Origin of the sequence: Amycolatopsis sp. NBC_01307, from assembly GCF_035975215.1 — a bacterium.
GTDB lineage: Bacteria > Actinomycetota > Actinomycetes > Mycobacteriales > Pseudonocardiaceae > Amycolatopsis.
Genome location: NZ_CP108403.1, coordinates 3,955,619 through 3,981,277, shown reverse-complemented (window position 1 = coordinate 3,981,277; position 25,659 = coordinate 3,955,619). Strand labels below are relative to the sequence as shown.

Below are 25,659 nucleotides of genomic sequence, written 5' to 3'. Positions count from 1 at the left end.
CCCGGCGGGGCCGTCGCTACGCTGCCCCGGAACCGCACACCCGCGCCGAACGAGAGGAGCCCGCCATGCGTCCGCGCATCGCCGTCTCCCGTTCGCGCTTCGAGGTGATCCTGGTGTCTTCGGGCCCGCGGTGCCGGCCGCGCGGCTGACACCGGACCCGTGACAAACCTTTGTGGACAGTCACGCGGAATCGCGCTGCCCTGAACCGGATCTTCCGCACAAGGACCGCACCGTGCGCACCTCGAACCTCGACAACATCCGCAACCTCGGCATCCTCGCCCACGTCGACGCCGGCAAGACCACCGTCACCGAACGGATCCTGCACCGTACCGGCGTCATCCACCGGACGGGCGAGGTCCACGACGGCACCACCGTCACCGACTTCGACCCGCAGGAACGCGACCGCGGCATCACCATCTTCGCCGCGGCCGTGAGCTGCGCGTGGGCCGGCCACCGCCTCACCCTCATCGACACGCCCGGCCACGTCGACTTCACCGACGAGGTCGAGCGCTCGCTGCGGGTGCTCGACGGCGCCATCGCCGTGTTCGACGCCGTCGCGGGCGTCGAGCCGCAGAGCGAAACCGTGTGGCGCCAAGCGGATCGGCACGGCGTGCCGCGGATCGCGTTCGTCAACAAGCTGGACCGCGCGGGCGCCGACCTCGACGCCGCCGTCGAGTCGATCCGGCGTCGCCTGCACCCGGCGCCGCTGGTCGTGCAGCTGCCGATCGGGCGGGAGGACGGCTTCACCGGCGTCGTCGACCTGCTGCGCCCGCACGCGGTACCCGACGAACTGAGGGAGGAGACTCAGCGACGCCGTCGCCGGCTGGAGGAGGCCATCGCCGAGCTGCACCCGTTGGCACTGGACGAGTTCTGCGCCGCCGGGACCGTCTCGGCGGAGACCCTCGAGAAGGCCCTGCGCGACCTGACCCGCACCGGCGACGGTCTCGTGGTGCTGTGCGGCTCGGCCTACCGCGACCGCGGCATCGAGCCGCTGCTCGACGCCGTCGTGGCCTACCTGCCGTCGCCGGCCGACGTCACGCCGGTGCGCGACGACCGGCCCGCCGACCCGGCGGCGCCGCTGGCCGCGCTGGTGTTCAAGGTCGTCGCGACGGCCACCGGCCGGCTGACGTCGGTCCGGGTGTACTCGGGAACGCTGCGGAAGGGGGAGCAGGTGCTGGACGCCGGAACCGGGCGCACGGAACGGATCGCGCGCATCCTGCGCGTCCAGGCCGACCGGCACGCCGAAGTGGGCACCGCGGTGGCCGGCGACATCGTCGCGCTGGCCGGGCCGAAGGCGGCCCGGGTCGGCGCCACGCTGTGCGTGCCGGGCGACCCCGTGCTGCTGGAACCGCCGGTGGCGGCGGACCCGGTGGTCTCGGTGGCCGTCGAGGCGCGCCGGTCGGCCGACGGCGAGCGGCTGGCCTCGGCGTTGGCGCGGCTGGCGGAGGAGGACCCGTCGCTGGTCGTGCGGACCGATCCGGAGACCGGCCAGACGCTGCTGTCGGGGCTGGGCGAGCTGCACCTGGAGGTCGCGGTGGAGAAGCTGCGGCTGACGCGCGGCCTCGAAGTCGCGGTCGGGCGGCCGGAGGTCGCCTACCGGGAGACCGTCGTGCGCGGGGTGTCGGGGCTGGTTCACCGGTACGTCAAGCAGGACGGCGGTGCCGGGCAGTTCGCCCACGTCGTGCTGGACGTCGAGCCGCTCGACGAGGGGTTCGAGTTCGCGTCGGCGATCGTCGGCGGGCGGGTGCCGCGCGAGTACGTGCGCGCGGTCGAAGCCGGTTGCCGCGACGCCCTGGCCGAGGGCCCGCTGGGCGGGCACCCGGTGACCGGCGTGCGCGTCACGCTCGTCGACGGCGCCACGCACGTGAAGGACTCGTCGGAGCCGGCGTTCCGCGCGGCGGGCCGGTTCGGGCTGCGGGAAGCGTTGCGCGCCAGCGAAATGCGGCTGCTGGAGCCGGTCGCGTCAGTCGTCGTCACGGTGCCGGACGACGTCGTCGGCGGCGTGCTCGGCGACCTCAGCCGACGGCGAGCGCGGCCACTCCGGCCACGAGGCGGTCGACGTCGGTTTCCGTGGTGTACGGCGCGATTCCCGCTCGCACCGCGCCGACGTCGGCGATCCCGAGGTGACGGGCGGTCTCGATCGCGTAGAAGGTGCCCGCGGGCGCGTTGACGCCCTGCTCCGCCAGGAAGCCGTACGCCGCCGTCGGCGCGACGTCCTTGATCGAGAACAGCACGGTCGGCGTGCGGTTCCGGTCGGGTGCGCCGTACCGGGTGACGCCGGGGATGGCGGCCAGGCCCGTTTCCAGGCGCGTGAGCAGCAGGTTTTCGTGCTCCTCCAACGCCTTCAGCGACCGGGCGAGCCGTTCGAGGCGGAGGCCAGGACCGTCGACGAGGTTCGAGAGGAAGTCGATGGCCGCCGTCGTCCCGGCCAGCAGCTCGTACGGGAGGGTGCCCAGCTCGAAGCGCTCCGGCACGACGTCCGTCGAAGGCAGCAGCTTGTCCGGGTGCAGCGTCTCCAGCAACGCCGGCGCGGCGGCGACCACACCCAGGTGCGGGCCGAGGAACTTGTACGGCGAGCAGGCGTAGAAGTCCGCACCCAGCGCGGCGACGTCGACGACCGCGTGCGGCGTCAGGTGGACGCCGTCGAGGTAGAGCAACGCGCCGGCGTCGTGCACGGCCGCGGCGATCGCGGGCACGTCCGGCCGGGTGCCGAGCAGGTTGGACGCGGCGGTGACCGCGACGAGCCGGGTCCGCTCCGACAGCAGTGAGGCGACGGCGTCCGTCGCGAGCACGCCGGTCGCTGGGTCGAAGTCCGCCCAGCGCACGGTCGCGCCGACAGCCTCGGCGGCCTGCACCCAGGGGCGGATGTTCGCGTCGTGGTCGAGCCGGGTGACGACGACTTCGTCGCCGGGGCCCCAGTTCTTGGCCAGGGCGCGGGCGAAGTCGTAGGTCAGCTGCGTCATGCTCCGGCCGAAGACGACGCCGTCCGGGGACGCGGCGAGCAGATCGGCCACGGCCTGCCGGGCCCGGGCGACGACGTCGGAGGCGCGCCGTTCGGCGGGGGTGACGAAGCCGCGGTTGGCGATCGCCGAGCACAGCGTCCCGGCCACCGCCTCCCCGACGACGTCGGGGACCTGGGACCCGCCCGGTCCGTCGAAGTGGGCGGCGCCCTCGGTCAGCGCGGGGAAGTGCTCGCGGATCTTCTGCACGTCGTAGGCCACGCAGCCAGCATGCCGGGTATCAATGAAGCTGGCGAGCCCTCGTGGGCACCGGGGCCGGGACCGCGGGCCGCTTCGGCGCGGGCGCGCGTAGGTGCCGCCGCAGCCGCTGGGTCGGTTTCTCGACGTAGCTCCAGGACAGCTGCCCGACGACGTAGGCGCTGGGCAGCGCCAGCAGGATCAGCAGCCACACCTCCCGCACCCCGGCGAAGATGAACAGCTGCTGGATCGGGAAGCCCCAGATGTAGGTGCCGTAGCTGCCGTAGACCCACGGCCCGGCCGCCTCCAGCCGCTTCGGCCAGTGCATCGCCAGGGTGATCGCGCCGTAGGCCGCGCTGAGCGCCAGCGCGTACCGGCTCGCCGGCGTCTGGCTCAGGCCGAGGTAGGCGGCGAACAGGATCCACGCGTACAGCGGCCGGAACGGGATCTTGCCCCGGTAGCTGTGCAGGATCACGCCGATCACGAACGGGACCAGGAACGACACCGTCGACCCGATCGGCACGACCAGCAGCGAGCCGCCCAGGCCGTGCTGCTCGAACGTCGCGTGCAGCACCGTGTCCGTGTAGACCATGCCGCCGAGGACCAGGAACAGGAACCAGCGCGGCATCCCGATCAGGATGATGATGCCGACGACGAGGACCAGCGCGTAGCCGAGCAGCTCCATCGGCAGCGTCCAGAGCGCGCCGTTGACGGAGAACGGGTACGGGTTGCCGCTGAACACCCCGGGCAGCTCGTGCTGCATGTAGAACAGCACGGTCGTGCCGACCAGGTAGCGCCAGGTCTGGATGTGCGTCCAGTAGTCGTGCGCCGGCCAGGTCGTCACCAGCGGGCCGATGACGAACACGGTCACCAGCAGCACCACGACCAGCGGCGGCATGATCCGCAGCAGCCGCCGCGCGGAGAAGCGCCACCACGACGGGTCGCGCGCCCAGCTGTCCTGGATCTGGTAGCCGCTCATCGCGAAGAACCCCATCAGCGCGATGTAACCCGGCGACATGTGCCAGGACGCGGGGAAGATCGTCATCCGGTCCGGGTGCAGCAGCGGCATGCTGTGATCGACGATCACGGTGATCGCGCCGATCATCCTCAGCCAAGCGAAACCGATGTTCGGGTCGGCGTGAATCTTTGGCGAGGTCTTCGGCACGGTGGCCGATGTTAGCCCATCCGTCTGGTGGGGTTACGCCGAACGGGGTGGAAATCCCGGTTACCCGTCAACGGCCCCGGTTGCGCGCGTGGTTGCGGGCCTGCCGCTCGTTGCGACGGCGCTTCGGACAGCTCGGCGCAGCGCCTCCAGGCCAGTGGCCTTGGCGTCGCCGCGGCGGAGGATCCGCTGGCGAGGAGGCCGTCCACCGCCACGAACACTGGAGCACATCCCCGGAACTGCGGTTCGTCCGGCCTGGCCCGGCGGCCGGATCAACGGCCCCGGTTGCGTGCGTGGTTGCGGGCCTGCCGCTCGTTGCCGTGCTTGTAGTTGCCCGTCGCTTTCGCCATCACCAGCTGCGGGTCGTCCTTCTCGACGGCCGCCAGGAAACGCGCCGCGGTGCCGCCGCGGAGCGTGCCGGCGGGACGGCCGTGGTGGGTGATCGTCACGGTGCCGCGCTCGTCGACGTCGTAGGCGAAGCCGCCCGGAATGCCCATCGGCCCAGGTTGGCCGGTCCGCTCACGCTCGGCAACCGGATTTCCCCGGGGTCGATCCGGGGGATACCCGGATGGCGCAGTCGTGGGGAACCGCCAGAATGCGGGGAGAGACGAAGGGGGAGCGGGGTGCGGCGATGGCTGGGGAACAAGTACGTGCTGCTGGGGGCGCAGCTGCTCCTGCTGGTGCCACTGCTGGTGTCGGTCACCGGCGGCCGGTTGCGGTTCCCCGCGTACCGCGTCGACCTGGACGTCTACCGGCTGGGCTCGGCGGCGCTGCTGCACGGCGACGCCCTCTACGGCACGCTGCCCCGGACCCAGGACGGGCAGTTCCTGCTGTTCACCTACCCGCCGTTCGCGGCGATCGTGCTGACGCCGCTGACGGTCCTGCCGTACTGGCTGGCCTGTCTCCTGCTGACGCTGCTCACGCTGGGCCTGCTGGCCGTGGTCCTCTCGACCGTGCTGGGCGCGCTCGGCGTGCTGCCGCCGGGGCTGCGTGGCTGGCGCCGGATCACGGCCGTTCTGCTGCTCGCCGAGGTGCTCGAACCGGTCCTGCGCACGGTGTACGCGGGCCAGATCGACCTGCTGCTGCTCGCGCTCGTCGTGCTCGACGTCCTCGTCGACACCCCGAAGTGGCCACGCGGCCTGCTGATCGGCATCGCCGCCGCGGTGAAGCTGACTCCGGCGGTGTTCCTGCTGTACTTCCTGCTGCGCCGCGACACCCGCGCCGCGGTGACCGCCGTCGTGACGTTCCTGGCCGCGACGGCGCTGGGCTTCCTGCTCGCCGGCGCCGACTCGGTCCGGTACTGGACGGGCGCGCTCTGGGACACCGGCCGCGTCGGCGAGCCGACCTACGCCGGCAACCAGTCGCTGCTGGGCCTGCTGGCCCGGATCGGCGTGCCGGCGGATGCGCGGACGGCGTGGTGGCTGCCCCTGGTGGTGGTCGTGCTCGTGCTGACGGCGTGGGGCGTGCGACGCGCGCTGGCCGCGGGGGAGCGCACGATCGCGCTCGGTGTCAACGCCGTCGGCGGCCTGCTCGTCTCGCCGATCTCCTGGACGCACCACTGGGTGTGGGCCGTGGTCGTGCTGCTCGGCTGGGCGGAGCTGGCGCGCCGCACCCGGCGCCGTGGCTTCGCGGTGTTCGCCGGAGTGGGTGCGGTCCTGTTCGTCGCGGGCCCGCAGTGGTGGTGGCCACGCGGGGAGCAGGTCGAGCGCCACTGGACCTTCGTCCAGCAGCTGACCGGGAACGGCTATGTCCTCTTCGGACTCTCGCTGCTGCTCACCGCGGTGCTGGTGCGGTTCCCGGGCCCGGAATTCCTCACCGCTCGCTCGGCGGTGCGTACCGGAGCCAGCCCGCTCCGAGGATGACCATCGCCGTGCCGAACCCCAGAGCGAGGCAGACGCCGGCGCCGTTCATCGGCATGACGTCGGTGACGGCGTCGGGCAGCGGGAGCAGGCCGGCGATCCCCAGTACGACGTAACAGATCCCGCCCACGAGCAGGAACCGGCTCGCCAGCCCGGCGGACCGGGTGCAGAACACGGCGGCGGCGCCGGTCAGCAGGTGCACGAGCGTCCACACCCCGGACACGGCGAACACACCGAAGAGCTGGTTGTCGGTGGTGACCCCCGGGATCAGCTCGCACGCGCCGAGCACGAGGAACAGCAGGCCGATCAGCATGCCGATGCCCTGCACGGGGGCCGGTCCGGGTTTCGGCACCGGGGCCGCGGGTTCGATGGGCGTCATGTGATCCGGGTTCCCCGCCGGTGGCCGTGTCAATCGCCCCGCGGGGTGTGGACGCACCGCGCGCGGGTAACCCGCCCGGGACCGCGAACGCCCCCGAGGAGCCCCGATGACCGAGTACCGGTACACCGCCACCGCCGACCTGCCCGCCGACGAGCTGTTCTCCTTCCTCAGCCACCCGGAGAACCTGCCGCGCTACTTCCCGGCGATGAAGGTCGCCGAGCCGACCGGTGGCGAGAGCGTGCACGTCGAAGCCGAGGTGCACGGTCACCGCGTCGAGAGCGAGGCGTGGCTGCACACGGACGCGGCCACGCGCACGCTGACCTGGGGTGCCGAGGGCCCGGACGACTACCACGGCGAACTGCGCGTCGCGGACGCCGGAGCGGCGTCGGCCGAGATCACCGTCACGCTGCACAGCGTCCGCGAAGCCGACGGCGGTGAAGTCCAGAAGGGCCTCGAGCAGACCGTCGCGGCGATGACCCACGCGGCGACGGCGGACGCCGACGTCGACGCGGCCGAGAGCCAGGGCGGCTGGGCGTCCTACGACGAAAGCCGCTGAGCCAGGACGGACTCGTCGAGCTCCGGCGGGTACGGGCCGTAGGCGTTGCCGCGCGCGCCGCGGGTGCGCAGCGCCGGGATCGCGAACAGCGCCCGCAGGAATCCCGGCGGTGCCGCGCTCTTGCCGCGGGCGCGGGCCGCGGCGGACCGCCGTTCGACGCTCACCTGGTCGGCCTGGACGCGTTCGATCGCCCGGATCCGGTCGGCCTGGATCGCGGCCAGGTCCGGGGTTTCCCCTCGGCGCAACGCCGGGACCAGCCGGTTCGCCGCCGCGACGGCGTCCTGGATGGCCATCAGGATCCCGTTGCCGCCGACCGGGGAGATGATGTGCGCGGCGTCGCCGAGCAGCAGCAGGCCCGGCCGGTGCCAGCGCTCGACGCGGGAGATGTCCACCGACAGCAGCGTGGTCTGCGTGAAGTCGGTGAGCAGGTGCGCCCGGTCGGCGAGCCACGGCACGCGCTCCCGCAGGAACGCGCGGATCGGCTCGACACCGCCTTCGCGCAGCGCGGGGTAGGAGCCCTTCTCGATGCTGTAACCGACCTGCCAGTCGTGGACGCCGCCGAGGACGCCGACGTAGGCGTCGCGCCCGAAGTACAGGTCGAGGTCGGCGTCGCCCGGGTCGGCGGGGGAGCGCGGCAGCCGGAACCAGAGCAGGTCCGTCGTGGCGCCCAGCGACTTCGCCGGCAGCCCGGCCAGGCGGCGCACCGTGGAGAACCGGCCGTCGGCGCCGACGACGAGCGACGCCGCCAGCTCGCCGCCCCGGTAGCGGACGCCGGTCACGGTCCCGGCATCGTCCTCCAGGAGCCCGGTGACCTTGGCGCTCGTCCGCAGGGTGAACGTCGGCAGCGCGCTCGCGCGCTCGGCGAGGAAGTCGAGGAACCGCACCTGCGGCATCAGCGCGACGTAGCCGAACGGCGTCGGGAGGCGGTCGTAGTCGGCGCAGCTGTACACCCCGCCCGGGGTGTGGAAGCGGAACGAACGCGCCTTGAAGTGGTCGAGTTCGAGGAGATCGGCGGCCAGGCCGAGCCGGTCGAGCAGTTCGAGGGTGTACGGGTGCAGGGAGTCGCCGCGGAAGTCGCGGTCGAAGCCGGCGTGCGACTCGAGGACGGTGACCTCGACGCCGGCCCGGGCGAGCAGGTAGCCGAGCACGAGCCCGCCGGGACCGCCGCCGACGACGGCGACACTCACCGCTTGTCCTTGTCCGACAAGCGGAAGACCGCCATGGCCGGCAGGTGCTCGCGGATCTGGGTGGGGGTCGCGTCCTGCGCGACGGGGAACGCCTTGATCGCCCACGGCACCGCCATGGCCGCCAGGTACGTCGCGACGACCTCGGCCGCCTCCGCGCCGCTCGCCTCCTCGGCGTGGCACTCCTGACGTCCGGCCGCCGACAGCAGCGCGCACTCCGGCGTCCCGACGAGGTTGGCGACCCAGTCGCGGTCGCGGACGGGGGAGACGAGGTAGTGCCGCCCGGACCGGGCGACCACCGCGAGCGGGACCTGGCGCGGCGTGCCGGTGCTGCGGCCCCGCGTCTCGACCACGCGCAGCGCGTACCCGCCTTCGGGCGGGGTCTCGGCGGGGGCGTCGCTCAGCTTCGCCGCCATTTCGGCGTTCATCGCACGGATGTCCACGGAGGTGCCTCTCGTCGGGGTCGCTAGACAATCTAGCAACATTCGCTAGATTGTCTAGCGACCCCTAGGATGGCCGGGTGGAAGACAGCTCCGTCGCGTTGCGGGTGAACCTCGCCCTGCGGGAACTCCTGGCGCTCGCGCACGACGTGCAGCAGGCCCTCGCCCGGCGGCTCGCGCTCGGCCCGACCGACGTGCAGGCCCTGCAGCACCTGGCGGGCGGCGGCCCGATGGGCACCGTCGACCTCGCGCACGCGCTCCGGATCCGCTCGGCGTCGGCCACCGTGCTCGTCGACCGCCTCGAAGCCGCCGGGCACGTCCGCCGCGGCCCGCACCCGAGCGACCGGCGCCGGATCACGCTCACCGTCACCGACCCGGCGCGCGCCGAAGTCCGGGCCGCGCTGGCGCCGCTCGTCGACGCGATCACCGCGCTCACCGAAGGCCTCGAACCGGACCACGCCGAGAGCGTCGCGCGTTTTCTGGGCGCCACCACGGAAATCCTGCGTTCCTACGCCGCCGGGCCCGGCTGACGTTCACTCCATTGTGTGGCTAGCCGGTCACGGCGAGTTCTTCTACGGTGGTTGTCTCCCTTCCCCCGGCGAGAGCGATCCCCGATGCCCGACGTGTCCTCGGCCCGCGCCGGCGTGCTGTCCAAACGCGCGCTGGTGACCGCGTCCCACGCGGTCGAACGCGCGGCGCTGGCCGAAGGCACCGGCGCGGACACCGTGGTGTTCGCGCTCTTCCAACGGCTGCCGTACTTCGAGCGGGAGCGCGAGGTGTACGCGCGGATCGCGCGGACGGCGGCGGTCACGGTCGTCGGCATGGTCGACTCGGGCCGCCCGGACCTGCCCCACGGCGTCACCCCGGTGCTGCTGCGGCCCGACGAACCCATGGCGCGCGAGTGGTCGGTCGCGGTCCTGTCGCCGACGTTCGGCGCGTCGGTGGTGGCGCAGGACCTCGACGACGTCGACCCGCAGGCGACGTCGGTCGAGTCGGCGCGGCTGTTTCGCGGCCGCTGGGGCCTGCGCCGCGACGAGGCGTACGCCGAGATCGTCCGGCTGCGCGACGCGCTGGGCGACCGCCTGCCGCCCGCGGTGCGGCACAAGGTCGGCGAGGTCCTCGCGTCGGTCGCCGCGCCGGCGGCGGTCGACGTCGAGAGCCGGGCGGAGGCCGCGCTGCGGCACGTGGCGTCGCGGCTGGAGGCGCTGTCGCCGGCGGCCGCGGGACCGGTCGACGCGGAGACGGGGCTGGCGACGCTGGCGGGCATCACGCCGTGGCTCGGCGACGCGACGGACACGGTGCCGCTCGGCTTGGTGCTGGTGACGGTCGACGACCTGACCGCGGTGGAACGCCGGCACGGCAACCGGATCCGGATGCACACCGAGCAGAACATCGCGGACCTCCTGCGCGACGGCCTGCGCCCGCTGGACCGCGCGGTGCGCCTGAGCCCGGGCGAGTTCCTGGTGGTGCAGCCGGTGGTGGGCCCGGACGAGCTGACCGACCGCAGCCTCCGCCTGGAACGCCGGCTGGCGGCCCTGCACGCGACGTACCCGTTCGTCGACCTCCACCCTCGCACGACGACGATGCTGACCCGCCGCCGCCCGCTCCCGTTGAACACGCTGCGAAGCCGGCTACGCCACATCCCGGCGACGACGCTGTGGCCCCCGAGCCAGGGATCACTGCCGATAGCACCCCGAAGCCCAGCCACCCGCGGCGGCGGCTGGTTCCGCTGAGCCCACCCAGACCAACCGGCGACCGCCTCTGCGGCCATCCCGCCCCGCAGTTCTCCGAGGTCCGTGAATGCCACATTTGCCGCCTTGCAACTTACGTTCCTAAACCATGATCTTGACGGGAACGAAAAAGTGGCCTGGACCTGCGGTTTCGCGGGTCCAGGCCCGGCAACTTCAGCCTAGGGGGTCGGCAGAGGGCCGGGCACGGGTCGTGACAGGCTGCAAGCCCTCGAAACGCGCTCTGACGTGCGGTTTGTCCACTAGGATGGGCACGCACAATCCGAGGTCCAATGGTGACCAAAACCCGGCTACTTGCTGGGGGTTTGTTCGTGGGTAGGGCACTGACACGTCAGCTGATGAAGGCAGCTGCGGGTGAGCGTGTGCGGTTGCAGGTGGTGATCTACGCCCGTGCGTCGAAAGACGGCAAGGGCCGCAAGATCTCGGTTGCCTCGCAGATCGCGCAGGGCCGTAAGTGGTGTGAGCAGGTCGGGGCCGTGGTCGTGGCGGTCCTGGTCGACAACGATCTATCGGCGTCGCGGTACGCGACTGAGGCACGAGGCGACTACGAAGAGGCCCTACGGCTGCTCGCGACCGGCGTAGCCAACTGCTTGTGGACTTGGGAGAACAGCCGGGCGCAACGGGAGCTGGACGTGTTCGTCCGGCTCCGCAAGATCCTTGTGGACGTCGGCGGCTACTGGGCCTATGACGACCGGCTGTACGACATGAACGATCCGGACGACCGGGTGGACACCGCCGAGGACGCGGTGGACGCGGAGCGCGAGTCCGAGAAGCTGCGTAAGCGCGTGCTCCGAGGTGTCGAGGCACGCGCGCGGGAAGGGCTTTGGGCCGGTCCGCTGTCCTACGGCTACCGGATCTTCTACGATCGGGAGACCGGCGAGGCTGACCGGGAGATCGACGAGACCACGCGCGACTACGCGCGGGAGATCGTTCTCACGCTCACCGAGACCGGCAATGAGACCGCACTCGCCAACGACCTTGAGCGACGGGGCGTTCCATGCGCTTTGGCGACGCGGTGGCGCTCCGACCACGTCGTCAGGCTCCACCTGCTTTCGCAGGACGCAGAGGGCTGGTCCAAGTTCATCGCAGAGCTGCTGCCCGAACAGATCGAGTCAGCCTATGAGGCGCTAGTGCGCCTACGCACCGAGTCAGCGTCCCAGGTTGCCAAGGACATGAACAAAGGGCACTGGGACCACCCGCTGCCGGGGCACTGGAACGCGTCGAAGGTCCGCAACATCGCCTTGAACCCGGCACTCGCCGGGCTGCGGGTGTTTCGCGGCAAGGTGATCGGTAAGGGGACGTGGAACCCGATCATCACCGAGGAGGAACACCACGCTGTCGTGGCGAAACTCGGCGACCCCGGGCGGCGGAACGTCAAGGACGGTTCCCGGGTGAAATGGCTGCTCTCGGGCATCCTGCTGTGCAGCATCTGTGAAACTGGAGTGACCTCGACCTTGCGCGGCGGACACATGGTCTACCGCTGCAAAGCCGGGCACCTCTCGCGGAACATGGCGAAGACGGACTCGGTTGTGGTCGAGCGGGTGTTGCGGCGGTTGTCGTCGGTTGCGGCGCGGGAGTTCTTCCAGTACGAGGGGCAGGCCAGGGAACTGACGGAGGCGGTCCAGACAGCGCGGGATCTCCGCGCACGGTTGGACGGGTTCACGGACAAGGCGGCCGATGGAGAGCTGTCACCGGAGCGGCTGTCTCGGATCGAGGCGAAGCTACTTCCCAAGATCAAGGCAGCCGAGGAACGCGCTCAGCAGATCGGTGTGTCTCCGGCGGTTGCCGAGCTGGTCGGCCCAGATGCGTCGGTGGTCTGGGAAGGGCTGCCGATCACGCAAAAACGGGCTGTCCTCCGTGCGGTGGTCCGGCCCCGGCTGCTACCCACGCCAGGTGGGAGAGCACCGTTCAGGCCGGATCGGATCACGATGTCGTGGATGGGTCGGCCAGCACCGATCCCGGGTGTAGACGACGTCGAGGACGCCGCAGACGTGGCCTGACGGGTCCACAATGACAAACAGCGGCCCCGGCACTCAAATGAGTGCCGGGGCCGCTTGTCGTCCTACGTCTGGGGGCTGGTCTGCATCCGGCGGACGGCCGGACCGAAGATCTGACGCAGGTGATCCCGCTGGCTGTCAGTGAACGGCGGTTCGTCCTCGGCGTCGGCAGCCGCGTGAACGGCGGCGAGTTCATCCGGGGTCAGCGCGGAGCGCGGGTCCAGCGGAATCAGGCCGGTCGTGGTGTCAGGCATCGAGGGTCCCCCAGTCGAGTGGCTTGCCCTGCCGCGTGACCGGCGCGGGCACCAGCGGGTCCCCGTCCTGGGTGCGCGGGTCGACCAGGGGGGTCACCTTCTTCTCGGTGGAGACGACCACTCCGAAGGTCGCCAGCAGGGTGATCACGCCGGTGATGATACCGGTCACGGCATTGCCCTGGTCTGCCGTGAACAGGCCGGAGCCGACCAGTCCGGACACAACGGCGGTGAGGGCACCGACGATCGATCCGGCGAATCGAAGCGGGTAACGGGACATGCGGGGTGGTTCTCCTTCTTCTCGGGTGGGGCGGGGTTTGAGGTGATCGAGCAGTTCGTAGGCGCGCACGAACGCGCGTGCGGTCTTCCAGGCGGCGTAGCCCACGAGGGCCAGCAGCAGCAGGAGTCCGCCGCTGCCGGCACTCGTGGACGTGGCGGTGCCTACGGCAGCCAAAGCCACTGATTGGCCTGGATCTTGTTCGGATCGGCGATCCCGTTCCGGGAGCAGAGCGCCGCCACGGTGGTGTGGAAGCGCGCGGCGATCGCGGACAGGGTGTCGCCGTAGCGGACCTGGTAGCGGCCGCCGCCGCTGCCGGTTCCCGACCCGGGCAGGCGGAGCACCTGACCGACTCTGATGAGGTTCGGGTTGCTGATCGAGTTCAGCGACCCCAGGGCGGCCACGCTGGTCTTGAACCTGACGGCGATGCCGGAGAGGGTGTCTCCGGCGCGGACGGTGTATGTCCCGCCTCCAGCGGCAGGCGGCTCGGGAGCCGGTGCCGGGGTCGGCGGAGTTGCGGGGGCGGAGCCGTCCAGCGTGAGCTGCGCCAGGGTGTAGCTGCCGACGGTGGCGTCACGGTCGACGTTGCCGGAGATGCCGGGCACCCGGCCCTGCTGGGAGTGCTGGTGGACGGCCAGCTGCGGGTGCGACCAGCCGGGACGGCCGGGGATGCCGTTGTACCGGGCGATCCACAGCAGGATGTCCGCGTCGGCCCAGTCCCCAGGTCGCAAGACGTTGGTGTACCAGTCCAAGTTCCCGTACACCAGGACACGGCGGATACCGGACTCCGCCCGCAGACGGGCGATGAAGTCGCGCACGAATCCGTTCGCGCCGTCGCGGACTTCCGCGGCTTCCATGTCGAGCATCGGGGCGAGCGCGCCGGCGCCGAGAAGGCCGGCCGCGCGCAGGCTCGCGGCGAAGCGGGCCGCCTGGCCGCCGACGTCGCCGGGCCGCGCGAAGTGGTATCCGCCGGGGACGATCCCGGCAGCGCGGGCGGCGGGGATACGGCCGGGACTGGTGGTGTCGGTGTTGCCGGTTCCTTCGGTGAGCTTGAAGGAGCAGAACGAGATGCCGTTGCCGCGTACTGCGTTCCAGTCGGTGACCGGGTTCCAGTGCGAGACGTCGATACCGTAGTCCGTCAGGGGTCATTCTCCTTGCTGTGACGGAATTTCCCCGTGTAGGGGCCGGTTGAGCTGGGCGCGGAGCGCGCCCACTTCGAGCAGAAGCCGGGCGTTTTCTTGTCGGAGCGCGGCAAGCTCGGTCTTGACGGCGGCGAGTTCGGCGAGAACGTCGCGGGTGTAGGTGGCGCGATCAGTCAGCAGGGCTTGGTAGCCGGTGTGTAGCGCGGTCAGTGCCTGCTGGTCTGAGCTGAGACGCGCGCTGCGCACAGCCCGGCGGGCGGCCACGACTCCGGTAAGGATGCCGGTGGCGGGCCCCAGGAACGCGGCCAGCGCGGTGAGCCATTCCGGCGTCACAGGTAGCCCTTCGGGTCGTTATGTCGTCGGTCAGGTGCCGACGTCGTCGACCCACAGGAACGCGGGCTGTCCCGCGTCGGCGCGGAAATCGGTGGTTCCAGAGCCGCCCGTGCGGCGGGTGAAGAACCCGATGGTCACTTGGCCCACGGGGAGGCCGATTGCTTCGGCGGTAAGGATCTTCGGGCCTTCCCAGTTCCCAGGCGATCCAGCCGAGGTGTCGCGGTAGTAGAACTGGGTTCCGGTGTTGGTGACGGTTGTGCCTGCCGCGTACCGGCCCCACATCCCGAAATAGCTGGTATCACTGCCGACGTTCTGATAGTCCATCGTGATGCGGTAACGCCGTCCGGTTTGGACATTGAACGTCACAGCTTGCAGCAGAGTTTCCGTGGTGAATGCCGACGGTCCGACGCCGCTGGTTCGCCGGGATCCGGCGATGCGGCCAAGCGAACTCGACGTGGCACCTTCGAGGACTTGTAGCCGGGCGTCGAGATCGCGGATGTTGGCAAGTGCTTTGTTGTATTCAGCCGCCAGGGCCACGCCGTTCGGGACGGCGTCGGTCATGGGGACATTTGGCATGGATGGTTCGCCTCAGTTCCAAATCAGGCTTTGGTCCCAGCGGCCGTACTGCGGCGAGTCCCAGATGCCCAGACCGGGCGGTCGAAGAAGCTCGACACTGAGTGTGTCGACCAGCCCGCCGTCTCGGCTGACCTTGCGGTTGATGCCGAAGATCTGCATGCGCAGCCCGACGCCGAGGCCGTCCGGGTCCTCGACCTGGAGTGTGTCCGCGAGCTGTAGTCGCGGGTCGCCAGGCATCGAAATCTGTTGTGTCGTAGGGATTGGCTTCGCAGTCCGGGGAAGCAGGACGTTCAGGAGCCCTTTGTCGTTGTAGTTCTGCTGGTACCAGTCGCCCCGGGCTTCGAAGTTCCGCGGACCGTGCTTGGAGACGGAACCCTTATCGGTAGTTCGGAAAACTTGATCGGATCCCTTGATGATCCGGGTGCCGTCGATCCGCAGGGCGGGCTGATTGTCGTTCTGGGTGACGCTGCCGTCGCCGTTGCCGACCGCGAGGCGCGCCGTCTCCTGCCACGGGTTGTTGACACGCAGGACAAGCATGCCGTCGTTGTTGAAGAACGCGTAGACGTCCAGTTCGACGTTCACGTAATTGGGTTCATGCCAGCCCTCGGGGTATAGCAACTGCATGACATAGCCGTGGTGCGACCAGTCGTTCGACCACTGCAAGAACTTGTTTCCCGTCGGGGTCCCCAGTGGGATCGTGGTGTGGCGCGGGAGTCGGCGCGGCTCGGCGAACTGGACGTCGTCCACGTACAGGATGAAGTCGTTGCGAGTGAAGCCGGGGACGATGAACTGGTCGACCGCCTGCGCCTCATAGATGCGTCCGGCATTGGCGGTGCGCTTCGACGCCTGGACCGAGTAGATGTTGCGGACCGAGTCCGACGAGTTCGTGATCTCCAACCCTGACAACGTGTCGAGCGAGACGGTCCGGACGACTTGGTCTTGCTTCGCCTTGACCGTGTTGTAGTTCCAGAAGCGAAGAACGCCGGACTCGTCCCAGAAGACGCTGCCGAACTCGGCGGCGGCCAGCCCGGTGATAACGTCCCACGCGTCCTTGCCGTTGACGCCAGGGTTGAACGAGAGTGTGTTCGCTCCACGGTCGAGCACGGCGGCATACTTCGCCTGACGCCACAGATTTGTTTCCGGGGCAAGGGTTCCTTGGAACAGGTTCCGGTAGGCGTAGCAGATATCGAACATGGCGACCCGGTGGCGCACCAGCAACAGACCTTGGAGAGCGTCGAACGGGTAGGTGTTCGGATCGAAGTTGGGGCCGATCTTCGTGTATCCGCTGGCGTTGCTGCCCGCCCGGATGTACGCCTTGATTCCGTCGCTTTGGGAGATCATGACCGTGGCGTAGACCTCGACGCTGTCACGTCCTGATGGGATGGTGACCTTCGCCGTGGACGAGGATGTCTTCGTGTTCTCGTTGTAGACCTCCACCCAGACCTGGTTGCTCTGCAAGTGGATTCGGAACACGAAGTTCCCGCCAGCTCGGTACTCGTACAGCACGGTGTCCGGAGCGGTCACGTGGTAGGCCGCGTTGGAGAAGCCGGGTGCGATCGACAGGACGAAGCCGAGGAAGTGCGAGCCTTCCGCGCGCGTGAGGTCTCTGTTGGCCACCCAGTACTTCACGTAGTCGCCATCGCCGCTGCCGCCCATCGCAGACAGCGCCATCGGGCGGTTGCCCTGGTCTGGCGAGTTGGGGTGGGGTTGGGCGCTGGCCTGGTACATCGGGACGCTGTCGACCGGGTAGGTGATGGCTTGCGCGTTGTCGATCCAGCCGACCGTAGGGACGATCCCGCCATTGGCCGGCACGAACACCCCGACGCCGTCCAGTGAACCGTCCGGGACATCCAGTTCGGCCCGGGTGGCGGGCCGGTACTTCGTCGAGGACGTGTCGCACTGCTGAAGGCAGTTGTCGATGAAGCAGGCGGTGTCGGCCTGCTGTCCGGCAATCCGGCCGAGGTTGGTCCAGTAGTCCGACATCGCCCATGGTGCCAGCACGACCGGACGGCGCAGCTTTTCCACTCGGTCCAGCGCGACGAGATGCACCTCGCCGCTGTCCCGGTTGACGCCGATCGTGGTGATGTTGCCGACGAACTGGGGGTACCACACCGTTCCGTAGACGGTATCGATGCCGAGATCGAAGAAGCACTCAACGCCGACCTGCAACTTGGTATAAAGCGGCGAGAAACCGTTGTAAGGACTGAAAATCGCGTCGAAGCCTAAGCCGCTTGTCTCGTCTCGACCAGCGAGTATGACACGCAGTTCGGCAGCCGAGGATCCTTCGATGAGCATGATGGGTTCCGGGGCGGAGCCCTTGAGTGCGCGGTCGATCTCGGCTTCGATCACGTAGGCGGCAAGGAAGCTGAGCGGGTGGTCGTAGCTGCCTGTTCCGTTCCAGTCGCAGTTGAAGCGCCACCGGATCCGGCGCTCGTTGTCGGTGATGGCGCGCTCGGCTGGCTCTCCGCCGTGGGTCTGCACTACGCCTCCCCGAGAGTGACCGTCACGTCGGACAGCGGATACTGCGGCGATGTGCTGGTGATCTGGTCGACCACGACCTTCGTGCTACCGCCGCCGAGGTCCCACGGTGTTGCGGATGCGCCGTATTCGACCTGCGGGGCGGCGAAAGCCGTGTTGTAGGTCTGCGTTGCGGTGAAGGCGAATCCCGGTCGCAGCGCGGCAGTACCTGCGGTCGGGACGTAGGTCAGCGTGAATCGCTGCCACGCCGTCGTGACGTTGACGATCTGGATCGGGCCGCCGGTGATCGGGGTTCCGAACTTGTCGATCTTCTCCAAGTACATGGAGACCGACCGGGCAGCGTCGGCCTTGAGGTAGACCGAGAAGGTGACCGGCTCGTCCGTCAGCACGGGGACGAACTTCTTACTGCCGTCCAGGATCAGGTAGCCCGGCGCGGATGAGACGTTCGTGACCCGAAAGGTGCGGTTGCCCGCGAGCGTCACGGCGGCGGGATAGTCGAGCACGTAGTCATAACTGGAGCCGACGGCTTGCCATCCGTAGTCCTGAACCCCGTGGATGTATCCCGTGCTGCACTGGGGTGAGAGCAAATTCCGGCGTAGCGGGTTGATCAGGTAGTGCGGGCCGCGGATGTGGCGCAGGTACAGCGCACGCAGCCACTGATACTCGGGCTCGGCCAGGTAGGTGAAGGCGAACCGGTACTCCGTGCGGAATCCGGTGACGTCCACCGTGCGTGAGCCGTTGAGCGATTCGTGTACGCCACCAAAGCGCTTCTCGGTAGTGGTCAAACCCGGCTCGGGGACTGGGAGAGCCCGTAGCTCTCCCAGCCACCCGAGGTACCAGGCTCCTGGGTCGAACGGCAATTCAGCCTCGCCGTGCCTTTCGTGCGTTGGCCCGGTTCACCAGTCGTGCGATACCGGCTCCGTCGACAGTCATCTGTGCGCCGTCCAAGGCGGCCAGCACACCGGCGGCCACGGCGTCCGTGACTGCCGCGAGGTCCACGCCCCGGCCGGCCGGACCGTCCGTGCTGGCGAGCGCGGACCCGTTGTGGCTCGCACCCGCCGAGCTGGGCTGCATCGAGACCGACCCGGAGACGTCGAGGGGCAGCGATTTCGTGAACCGGGAGAGGTAGTCGCGGATCTCGGGTTCGCCGTCGTTCAGCCCGGCGAGCAGACCGCGCATGATCAACCGACCGTTGCCGGAGAGCAGGACGCGGTCCCGGGCAGGCGGCCCTTTCCACTGGGTGATCCAGTTCGTCAGCTCGCCAAGTTTGTTCTTCACCCAGCCGAAACCGGCGGAGATGCCGTCGACCAAGCCCCGGATGATGCTGCGGCCCGCGTCCAGCAGCAGCCCGCCGAGATTGCCGAGCGCACCGAGGATGCGGCCGGGCAGGCTCGTGAACCAAGAGAGCAGGCCGCCGATCCCGTCGGATACGACCCCGGAGATCGCGCGCCAGATCCCGCCGAGCAAGTTCTTGATCCCGGACCAGGCTTTGTTCCAGTCGCCGGTGATCAGCCCCATGACAAGGTCGATCACGCCCTGGATCGCTTGCATGGCACCGGAAATCACCGCGACGATCGCCGTGAAGATCGGCTGGACGAAGTCGAACAGGGCCTGAATGATCGGGATCAGTAACTGAGCGATCTGCGTTATCAGCGGCGCAATCGCCGATACCAGCGACGCGAATAGCCCCGCCGCCTGCACGATGATCGGCAACAGGGACGTGATCAGCCCGAGTAGCGGCGGCAGCAGCGCGGACACCAGCTGCAAGATCGGCGGCAGGATCGGCAGCAGCGCCGTCACGATCGACAGGAACGCCGAGGCGAGCGGCGGAAGCACGGGCAGCAGCGCCGAAAGGACCTCACCGGCGATCTGTCCGAGCAGCGCCCCGACTTGGGTCAGGACCGGCGTCGCCGCCTGCAGCGCGGACCCGACGACGTCGGCGAGCTGCTGGACGACCTGCACGACCACCGGGAGCACGGGCATGACCGCATTCAGTGCGGCCAGCAGGACCGAGGTGAACAGCCCGGATAGTGCCGAGATCACCGGCAGCACGGCCGAGAGCGCTTGCAGCAGCGCGCCGCCGAGCTGGCCGATCAGCGGCGACAAAGCGGTCATCAGCTCGCCGAGCGCGGGCGCGACAAGCGCGAGTGCTTGCACGAGCAGGCCGCCGAATCCGGAGATCAGCGGGGCCAGCGTCTGCGCGAGCTGCACCAGCCAGGGCATCAGGGTCGTGATCGCACCGCCGAGCGCGCCGCCGAGCTGGCCGACCAGGTCGGCGACCACCGGGGCGAGGGCCGCCACGATGGGCGCCAGCGCGGCCGCGGCCGGCACCAGCACCGCCGCCAGCGCCTGGGCGGCGGCACCGGCGACGGGTGCCAGCACCGCGAGGATCTGCCCGAGAGGGGCGAGGGCCGGGGCCAGCGAGCTGAAGGCTTGCCCGATCATCGGGCCGAGCTGGGAGATCGCCGGGGCAATCGAGGTCACGACGGTCTGGCCGAGCGCGACCAGGACCGGCAGCAAACCCGTGCTGACGGCGTGCAGGCCGTTGAAGATCTGCACGAGCGCGGTCGCGCCTTGCGCGGACTGGACGAACGCGGCGATCTGCCCCGTGATCGCGACCAGAGTGGACAGCAGTCCATCGTCGCCGGTGCTCGCGGCGGAGAACACCGCGAACACGATCTGGCCGAGGTTGCGCAGAACCGTTACCAGGTCCCCGACTGCCGAGAGCCCGGCTGAGATCCATTCGCGGAGTTGGCCGGTCTGGCGCGCGGTGGAGATGAAGTCTGCGAAGCGCTGGGCACCGTCGGCGAGCCCGGAGGCAAACCCGGGCAGGAACTCCGCGCCCACCGCAGCGACGTCCCGGAGCGCTTGCAGGAACGGCTGCACTCCGGCTGAGGCCGCTCGCACGGACGCGCCCGTGCTGTCCAGGATCGAGCGGACGTCGTCCACGGTGCGGCCTTCGCGGGCGAACGCGGCCAGGCCGCCCGCTCCGGCATTGAGGCCGTCCGCGATTCCGCCCAGCTCGGTGCGCAGCAGCGGGAGGTACGTTCCGGCCAGACCGGTGATCTCCGCCGCGAGGCGAGTGAACAGGCGTTGCTGAACGTCCTGGCGCAGCCCGGTCAGTTCCGGGCGCAGGGCGCGGACCGCGTTCGCGGCGGCGGCCATCGCGGGTGGAAATTCGGCGATGGCCTGCGCGTACTTGGCCGGGTCGCTCACCTTGAGGGCATCGGCGAACCCGGAGACGCCGAGCTTGAGGGTGGCGATTGCCGCCGCGGCGGCAAGGCCGGCCGCGGGGACGACCAGCAGGGCGCCGGAGGCGGTGGCCGCCGCCGATCCGATGCCGCCGAGCACGGTCACGGCCTGGCCCACGGCGGCGGCCATCGCGCCGTACTTGAGCACCGACGCGCCCACGGACAGCGTCATGCGGGTGAACTGGGCGGTCGTGCGGTTCAAGCCGTCGTCGAGTTCGCCGAGGCCGCGCACGGTCGAGCCGATCGACTTGTCGGCCACGGCCTTGATCGAGACGGACTTGCCCGACAGCTCGCGCATGAGCCGCTGGAACCGGGTCTCCGCCGGAACGGCGTCCAGCTCGGCCAGCAGCCGTACTGCACTGTCGTTGCCCTCGCGGGCGGCGGCCCGGATCTGCTCCTTGAGCAGGGCCGTCTGCACCTGCGCCGACAGCGTGATCGTCGGGGCGGTGCGCTCGTTCTGGCGGACCTGGTCGCGGATCTCGCGGCCGAGCCCTTGCAGACTGGGCAGTAGCTTGAAGTAGGCGTGACCGATAGCCGCCAGGGCTGCCACCCCCCAGCGTCACTCCGTCGTGTGAGGCCAATGGCCTGCCGCCGTGGCATCCTTGTGGTGCCTTGCCGATTACGGACACCATCGGGAGCCCTTTGTCGGAGCACGCACCGCCCGGAGCGGGCGGGTGCTCGCTCCGAAAGGAGCTCTCGATGGTGTCCCTGGTCGAGGCGGCGGCTGCGTTGCAGGCGGCCGCCGCCCTCGTGACTGCCGGGTTGGAACTACGTTCCTGGCGCGCCGCGAGGCGCAAGGAACGCGGGCAAGGCGCCCGCAAGCGTGGTGCTCGCCGTAAGCGTCACTAGGCTGATTCGCGGGCCGGACTGCACTCCGGCCCGCACCTACTCTCCGTGGCGCATCCACAATGCGATTTCGCGCAAGGACTTCAGCTCTGGTTCGCCGCCGCCGGCCGTGGCCATGCGGGCAGGTGGAGCCGGGGCGGTGATTGCCTCGATCGGGTCGGCCAGCTGCGCGTCCGTGAGTTCATGGCCAAAGGCACCCGCGACGATGGCCCACAGGGCGGTGATCCGCCGCTCTGTGACCGAGGCAAGCAGGTCGGCGCGAGTCCAGGCTCCGCGTGGGTTCAGCGTGCGCCAGACGGCGGCGTCGTCGTGCAGGTGGGTGATCAGCGCGCACACGCGCCGGTAGGACAGGCTGCCCCGGTAGAGGTCGAGCAGGTCGACCCCGTACCGGAGCAGGTCCGTTTCCAGGGCTTCGGCGGTCGCCTCGTCGGCCAGGAGCAGGGCGACCGTTACCGGTTTCCCCGGCCCAACTCCTTCATGACCACGGCCGAGAAGTCCTCGGCGTCGGCGGCCGTAGCGGCCAGGCCGCGCCAGGTCGCGTACTGGGCGGTGCCGAGGATGAGCTTCAGCGCGGTGAGGTGCTTGCCCTCTTCCTCCGCCTCGAGTGCTTCGAGCGGGAACTTCTCCGGGCTGGGCAGGGTGAACCGCTTGCCGCGCCAGGTCACGGCCAGGTCGTTGCCGGTCGAGGCGGGTTTGCCGTCCGCTTCAGCGCGCTGTCGAGTAGCCAAGAGGTTGCCTTTCCGTAGCTAGTCAGTCACAAAAAGTCAGACGCCGGGTAGGCTAAATGGATGAAAGGCTCAAGAGTGTCTGCGCGGCGCCAGGGCTGGCCATCTCACGCTATGTAGCTTCCAACCTATGTCGGTGATGCAGTTCATCGCGAGCCTCACCGGCTCGCTGGCCTGGCCTTTAATAGTGCTGACGTTGTGTCTCATTTTTCGGAAGCCGATATCGAAGATTGCATCTGGCATTACCAGCGGTCGAATGTTGAAAAACTGAAGCTTGGCCCAGTTGAGGCCGAATGGGAAGAGTTAGACGAGGCGGAGCGTGACGTTGCCGCAGACTCCCAGGCGCCAGGGGTCACGAACGAGGACTTGCTTGCATCTAATCCAGACTTCGCAGACATGGCCAAGCTGGCGGAAATATCTCCACCTGCCGCCGTGTTGATGTCGTTTCAAAAAGTCGAGCTAGAAACCCGCAAGGCTCTTTCCAAGCTCGACTACTCGACTGAAGAGCTGAGAAGAATGCCACCATCGAAACTGTTCAGCGCCGCCGTTGACAGCGGACTTGTAAGCATCGCAATCGGCAATGCGATGCAAGCACTCAGGGACCTGAGGAATCGAGTTTCTCATGAATCCGACGAAGAGGTCACCAAGGGGCGCGCTATACAGTACGCCCTGATCGCCGCAGAAGCGGCAATAGCACTGAAACGTGGAGGGCCTGCAAATCCAATGATCGGCTCCGACAGCCCTTAATCGACTTTTGACCCGACGGCGATCACGTCGAGAGCGCCGGTTGCCACGGCCGGGGCACCGAAGAGCACAGCCGGGTCGTTGGTCAGCCAGACGGCGATGTAGGTCTTGCCCTTCGGTGGCGCGAGTGCCGAGAACGTCATGCCCCACCGGGCTTCCTGAGTGCGGGAGAATTGCGAGTCCTCGGTCTCGGACACCTCCGCGCGCGGCAGGTAGAGCCGGTGACTGTAGATCTCCTCATCGGAGACGACGTCGGTCCAGTCGACACAGAGCGCGCGGACGTCACTCTTAGGGATCGAGCTGATCTCCGCGCGGTAGTTCTTTGGCGTGCCGGTGCCAACAGTGGCGAACTTCATCCCGCCGAAGTAGGCGCTCAGGACTTCACCCTTGGTCTCCTGGAACACCGACGCCACGGTGAGTTCCTGAGACTTGTAGATATAGCGAGCCGGGGTGAGCTGCTGCCAGTGCTCGGTGCCCTCCTTCTCCACCTTGCGGGCCAGCGTGGTCCCGTCCGGCGTGGACAGGCCGAGGCCGGTCCACGCCGCCGCCAGCGGGGTCGTGGCGTCGAGTGGTTCCGGAGTGTCCGGTGCGGCGAGCGACACCTCACCGGTGCCGGGCACGCGCACGAGCGCGCTGTTCATTGCCATATAAGTAGAGACCTCCGGATCGTGCGAGACCCGCACCATCCGGAGAGTGCGAGCCTCCAGACTTCAGTAGTCGGTTATAACTCAGTTGCAACGAGCGTGCCGCTTCCGTAACGCGCGTCCTCGATTAGCGACCATCATGCATGGGAAACGTGAATTGGACTGAGGAGGAGACGCTATCCGCGTTCCTCAGTTACCGGGAGCCGCAGGGTGGCGCACACTGGATGTCCTGCCTGATCGCCTTGCTGCGCGATGCACGCGTGGTGACCGGGCGCGATGTCGCCACGGGCGAGGTTGAGCAAGACAAGCAAGAGTTGGCGGGTCGTTGGCTTGGCGCCGTGGGATACATGACCCTTTTTGACCAGATCGGTAGCGCCTATCGACCGAGCAACGAGGCTGAGCTCTCCGGACAAGCATTTATCAAGGCATTGCAGTACTTTGCCCCCGAAATTGGCGAACTTGAGCGCGATGCCCTGTATGCACTGCGCTGCTCGTTTGTTCACGACTATTCTCTGATTAACATTCCCTTCATGGGTAGTCAACAATTACGAGAGCGCCGGACCCATCACTTCATGCTTACGGCGTCCGACGAGGCCGGTCCGATCGTAAGGCTCCCGTCGCAGCGATGGGATGGAAGTATTGATCGTTGCAGGCTGAGCAATGCAACGTGGGTGAACCTCCGAGCTCTTGGCGATCTTGCCGAACAGGTCTTTTGTCGATTGGTGGCTCATCACGAAGCTGGCACTTTGACTATTGCCCTTCCTGGAGGACTGAACGAGCTCCAGCGCCGATACGCAATGACCATTCGACCAATTCGATTTGTCGACCCGTGACGCTCAAGCAGGTGTCCGGGCGTAGGCGGTCAGGCTGGCGGTTGCCAGCGGTCCGGCGGTGTAGGGGTCGATGCCGCCGACCGGTGCGGTGACGGGTTCGCCGCGCAGCAGTGCCTCGGCCGGCTGCGGCGCGCACAGCAGGCCGAGGGCGATTCCAACGAGCCGTTTCGCGGTGTGGGTGTCGCGGTGCCAGCAGGTCAGCCGGATGACGGTGCGCTGGACGGCGGGCCAATCCCAGCGGTGCCCGTCCTCGGCGACCAGCAGCCACGGCAGCGATGGCGGGCCGCCGTCGTGGCCGCGCCCGGTCTCGGTGGAGACCTTGACCAGCTCGACGGCCGGATCGGTCACGGCGGCGAGCTGGACGCGCAGGCGTCGCACAACCAGCTCGGCCACGTCGAGCGGCACCGGCGGGAGCGGGCTCACTCGTCGCCGGGTTCCAGGCCGGTTACCTCGAAGCCGTTGGCTTCGGCGGCTCGCTTGAGAACGCCGTGCCGGGCCTCCATGCCGACCCCTGCCGCGTGCTGGATCGCGACCGTGGCGGAAACCCGGTCGGTGGGTGGCTCGGAGATGACCTCGACCGGCAGCGCTTCGCCGTCAGTGACGCGGTGCCCTTGCGCGGTGGCGGTGTCAGCCACCCGCTGCGCGGCCGCGCGCACGGCCGCGGCGACTTCCGGGCAGTTCAGCAGCTCGCGCGCGCCGTCCGAGTCGATCGTGATTCCGAAGATGCTGGACAGCGCCAAGGGTCAGCCCTCCGTGTGGGTCAGGACGGTTTCGTAGTGCAGGAACCCCGGCCGGGGCTCGAACCGGGCGGGTTCCCCTTCGACGGTGAACGTGCGGCCGTCGAAGACGACGCGTTCACGGGCACCGATCGGCTCGGCGGTCAGCAGCCACCAGACACCGGTGACCGCGCTCCGTCCCGGGGACAGCTCGGTGTCGCCGCCGCGCGGCAACATGAGGCCGGCCACGGCGCGCCGTGGCGCGTCCGGTCCGTAGTCCAGCGCCGGGACCGGGTTGTCGTAGGCGTCGGGCACTTCCCG

General features: G+C 69.1%; 27 protein-coding genes and 1 pseudogene. 8 read left to right on the top strand and 20 right to left on the bottom strand.

Features of this window, described 5'->3' with window-relative positions; translation table 11 throughout:
- Positions 1-232: 232 nt before the first annotated feature.
- Positions 233-2,134: pseudogene (gene fusA / locus OG439_RS16720) on the top strand (elongation factor G); the annotation flags it as partial.
- On the opposite strand, the gene OG439_RS16715 reads toward fusA, so the two are convergent.
- From OG439_RS16715 to OG439_RS16705, 3 genes are all read right to left on the bottom strand, one after another.
- A complete protein-coding gene (locus tag OG439_RS16715) occupies positions 2,016-3,221 on the bottom strand; it encodes a cysteine desulfurase-like protein (protein ID WP_326950281.1) in 1,206 nt (401 codons plus the stop codon). The pseudogene fusA and the gene OG439_RS16715 sit on opposite strands and share 119 nt — an antisense overlap.
- 19 nt (positions 3,222-3,240) lie before the next feature.
- On the bottom strand, positions 3,241-4,362 hold the full coding sequence (locus OG439_RS16710; RefSeq protein ID WP_326950280.1) for an acyltransferase family protein: 1,122 nt from the start codon (positions 4,360-4,362) through the stop codon (positions 3,241-3,243).
- 269 nt (positions 4,363-4,631) lie between these two features.
- Positions 4,632-4,856, bottom strand: coding sequence for a hypothetical protein (locus OG439_RS16705; protein ID WP_326950279.1), 225 nt, complete (start codon positions 4,854-4,856; stop codon positions 4,632-4,634).
- A gap of 126 nt (positions 4,857-4,982) precedes the next feature.
- On the opposite strand from OG439_RS16705, the gene OG439_RS16700 reads away from it, so the two are divergent.
- Entirely contained in the window at positions 4,983-6,221 is a 1,239-nt protein-coding gene (locus OG439_RS16700) for a glycosyltransferase 87 family protein (RefSeq protein ID WP_326950278.1), read from the top strand.
- On the opposite strand, the gene OG439_RS16695 is transcribed toward OG439_RS16700, so the two are convergent.
- Complete coding sequence (locus OG439_RS16695; protein WP_326950277.1) at positions 6,172-6,597, bottom strand: DUF4383 domain-containing protein; 426 nt, start codon at positions 6,595-6,597, stop codon at positions 6,172-6,174. The two genes, OG439_RS16700 and OG439_RS16695, sit on opposite strands and share 50 nt — an antisense overlap.
- A 106-nt stretch (positions 6,598-6,703) precedes the next feature.
- On the opposite strand from OG439_RS16695, the gene OG439_RS16690 reads away from it, so the two are divergent.
- On the top strand, positions 6,704-7,153 hold the full coding sequence (locus OG439_RS16690) for an SRPBCC family protein (RefSeq protein ID WP_326950276.1): 450 nt from the start codon (positions 6,704-6,706) through the stop codon (positions 7,151-7,153).
- Here OG439_RS16690 and OG439_RS16685 read toward each other — a convergent pair.
- Both OG439_RS16685 and OG439_RS16680 read right to left on the bottom strand, forming a co-directional pair.
- The gene (locus tag OG439_RS16685; RefSeq protein WP_326950275.1) at positions 7,135-8,340 is read right to left on the bottom strand and encodes an FAD-dependent oxidoreductase; all 1,206 of its coding nucleotides are present in this window, start codon (positions 8,338-8,340) and stop codon (positions 7,135-7,137) included. The two genes, OG439_RS16690 and OG439_RS16685, sit on opposite strands and share 19 nt — an antisense overlap.
- The gene (locus OG439_RS16680; RefSeq protein ID WP_326950274.1) at positions 8,337-8,780 is read right to left on the bottom strand and encodes a nitroreductase/quinone reductase family protein; all 444 of its coding nucleotides are present in this window, start codon (positions 8,778-8,780) and stop codon (positions 8,337-8,339) included. Before OG439_RS16680 ends, OG439_RS16685 begins: the two co-directional genes overlap by 4 nt.
- Before the next feature lie 77 nt (positions 8,781-8,857).
- Between OG439_RS16680 and OG439_RS16675 the strand changes: the two genes are divergently transcribed.
- The 3 genes from OG439_RS16675 to OG439_RS16665 all read left to right on the top strand — a co-directional run bounded on the left by OG439_RS16675 (position 8,858) and on the right by OG439_RS16665 (position 12,525).
- Entirely contained in the window at positions 8,858-9,307 is a 450-nt protein-coding gene (locus OG439_RS16675) for a MarR family winged helix-turn-helix transcriptional regulator (protein WP_326950273.1), read from the top strand.
- 84 nt (positions 9,308-9,391) lie between these two features.
- On the top strand, positions 9,392-10,510 hold the full coding sequence (locus OG439_RS16670; RefSeq protein WP_326950272.1) for a DICT sensory domain-containing protein: 1,119 nt from the start codon (positions 9,392-9,394) through the stop codon (positions 10,508-10,510).
- Positions 10,511-10,887: 377 nt separating this feature from the next.
- Positions 10,888-12,525: a recombinase family protein gene (locus OG439_RS16665; RefSeq protein WP_326950271.1), complete on the top strand. Its 1,638-nt coding sequence runs from the start codon at positions 10,888-10,890 to the stop codon at positions 12,523-12,525.
- 62 nt (positions 12,526-12,587) lie between these two features.
- Here OG439_RS16665 and OG439_RS16660 read toward each other — a convergent pair whose 3' ends face one another.
- From OG439_RS16660 to OG439_RS16615, 10 genes are all read right to left on the bottom strand, one after another.
- On the bottom strand, positions 12,588-12,776 hold the full coding sequence (locus OG439_RS16660; RefSeq protein WP_326950270.1) for a hypothetical protein: 189 nt from the start codon (positions 12,774-12,776) through the stop codon (positions 12,588-12,590).
- A complete protein-coding gene (locus OG439_RS16655) occupies positions 12,769-13,227 on the bottom strand; it encodes a hypothetical protein (RefSeq protein ID WP_326950269.1) in 459 nt (152 codons plus the stop codon). Before OG439_RS16655 ends, OG439_RS16660 begins: the two co-directional genes overlap by 8 nt.
- Complete coding sequence (locus OG439_RS16650; RefSeq protein ID WP_326951561.1) at positions 13,215-14,177, bottom strand: LysM peptidoglycan-binding domain-containing protein; 963 nt, start codon at positions 14,175-14,177, stop codon at positions 13,215-13,217. Before OG439_RS16650 ends, OG439_RS16655 begins: the two co-directional genes overlap by 13 nt.
- A gap of 18 nt (positions 14,178-14,195) precedes the next feature.
- Positions 14,196-14,525 carry a hypothetical protein gene (locus tag OG439_RS16645; protein WP_326950268.1) on the bottom strand — a complete coding sequence of 110 codons (330 nt, stop codon included), beginning with the start codon at positions 14,523-14,525 and terminating at the stop codon, positions 14,196-14,198.
- Positions 14,526-14,555: 30 nt separating this feature from the next.
- Positions 14,556-15,086, bottom strand: a complete 531-nt coding sequence (locus tag OG439_RS16640) for a hypothetical protein (protein ID WP_326950267.1) — start codon at positions 15,084-15,086, stop codon at positions 14,556-14,558.
- 27 nt (positions 15,087-15,113) lie between these two features.
- A complete protein-coding gene (locus OG439_RS16635) occupies positions 15,114-17,582 on the bottom strand; it encodes a hypothetical protein (RefSeq protein WP_326950266.1) in 2,469 nt (822 codons plus the stop codon).
- Entirely contained in the window at positions 17,582-18,364 is a 783-nt protein-coding gene (locus OG439_RS16630) for a hypothetical protein (RefSeq protein WP_326950265.1), read from the bottom strand. Before OG439_RS16630 ends, OG439_RS16635 begins: the two co-directional genes overlap by 1 nt.
- 76 nt (positions 18,365-18,440) lie before the next feature.
- Complete coding sequence (locus OG439_RS16625) at positions 18,441-21,380, bottom strand: phage tail protein (protein ID WP_326950264.1); 2,940 nt, start codon at positions 21,378-21,380, stop codon at positions 18,441-18,443.
- Between the two features lie 335 nt (positions 21,381-21,715).
- On the bottom strand, positions 21,716-22,012 hold the full coding sequence (locus OG439_RS16620; protein WP_326950263.1) for a hypothetical protein: 297 nt from the start codon (positions 22,010-22,012) through the stop codon (positions 21,716-21,718).
- Between the two features lie 113 nt (positions 22,013-22,125).
- Complete coding sequence (locus OG439_RS16615) at positions 22,126-22,404, bottom strand: hypothetical protein (RefSeq protein WP_326950262.1); 279 nt, start codon at positions 22,402-22,404, stop codon at positions 22,126-22,128.
- Positions 22,405-22,599: 195 nt separating this feature from the next.
- On the opposite strand from OG439_RS16615, the gene OG439_RS16610 reads away from it, so the two are divergent.
- Positions 22,600-23,148 carry a hypothetical protein gene (locus tag OG439_RS16610; RefSeq protein ID WP_326950261.1) on the top strand — a complete coding sequence of 183 codons (549 nt, stop codon included), beginning with the start codon at positions 22,600-22,602 and terminating at the stop codon, positions 23,146-23,148.
- On the opposite strand, the gene OG439_RS16605 is transcribed toward OG439_RS16610, so the two are convergent.
- Complete coding sequence (locus OG439_RS16605) at positions 23,145-23,786, bottom strand: phage tail tube protein (protein ID WP_326950260.1); 642 nt, start codon at positions 23,784-23,786, stop codon at positions 23,145-23,147. The two genes, OG439_RS16610 and OG439_RS16605, sit on opposite strands and share 4 nt — an antisense overlap.
- A 227-nt stretch (positions 23,787-24,013) precedes the next feature.
- Between OG439_RS16605 and OG439_RS16600 the strand changes: the two genes are divergently transcribed.
- Positions 24,014-24,622: a hypothetical protein gene (locus OG439_RS16600; RefSeq protein WP_326950259.1), complete on the top strand. Its 609-nt coding sequence runs from the start codon at positions 24,014-24,016 to the stop codon at positions 24,620-24,622.
- Positions 24,623-24,625: 3 nt separating this feature from the next.
- On the opposite strand, the gene OG439_RS16595 is transcribed toward OG439_RS16600, so the two are convergent.
- The 3 genes from OG439_RS16595 to OG439_RS16585 are packed head-to-tail and all read right to left on the bottom strand — an operon-like array spanning position 24,626 to position 25,653.
- Entirely contained in the window at positions 24,626-25,027 is a 402-nt protein-coding gene (locus tag OG439_RS16595; RefSeq protein WP_326950258.1) for a hypothetical protein, read from the bottom strand.
- Between the two features lie 14 nt (positions 25,028-25,041).
- Entirely contained in the window at positions 25,042-25,362 is a 321-nt protein-coding gene (locus OG439_RS16590; RefSeq protein WP_326950257.1) for a hypothetical protein, read from the bottom strand.
- A gap of 3 nt (positions 25,363-25,365) precedes the next feature.
- The gene (locus OG439_RS16585) at positions 25,366-25,653 is read right to left on the bottom strand and encodes a hypothetical protein (RefSeq protein WP_326950256.1); all 288 of its coding nucleotides are present in this window, start codon (positions 25,651-25,653) and stop codon (positions 25,366-25,368) included.
- Between the last annotated feature and the right edge of the window lie 6 nt (positions 25,654-25,659).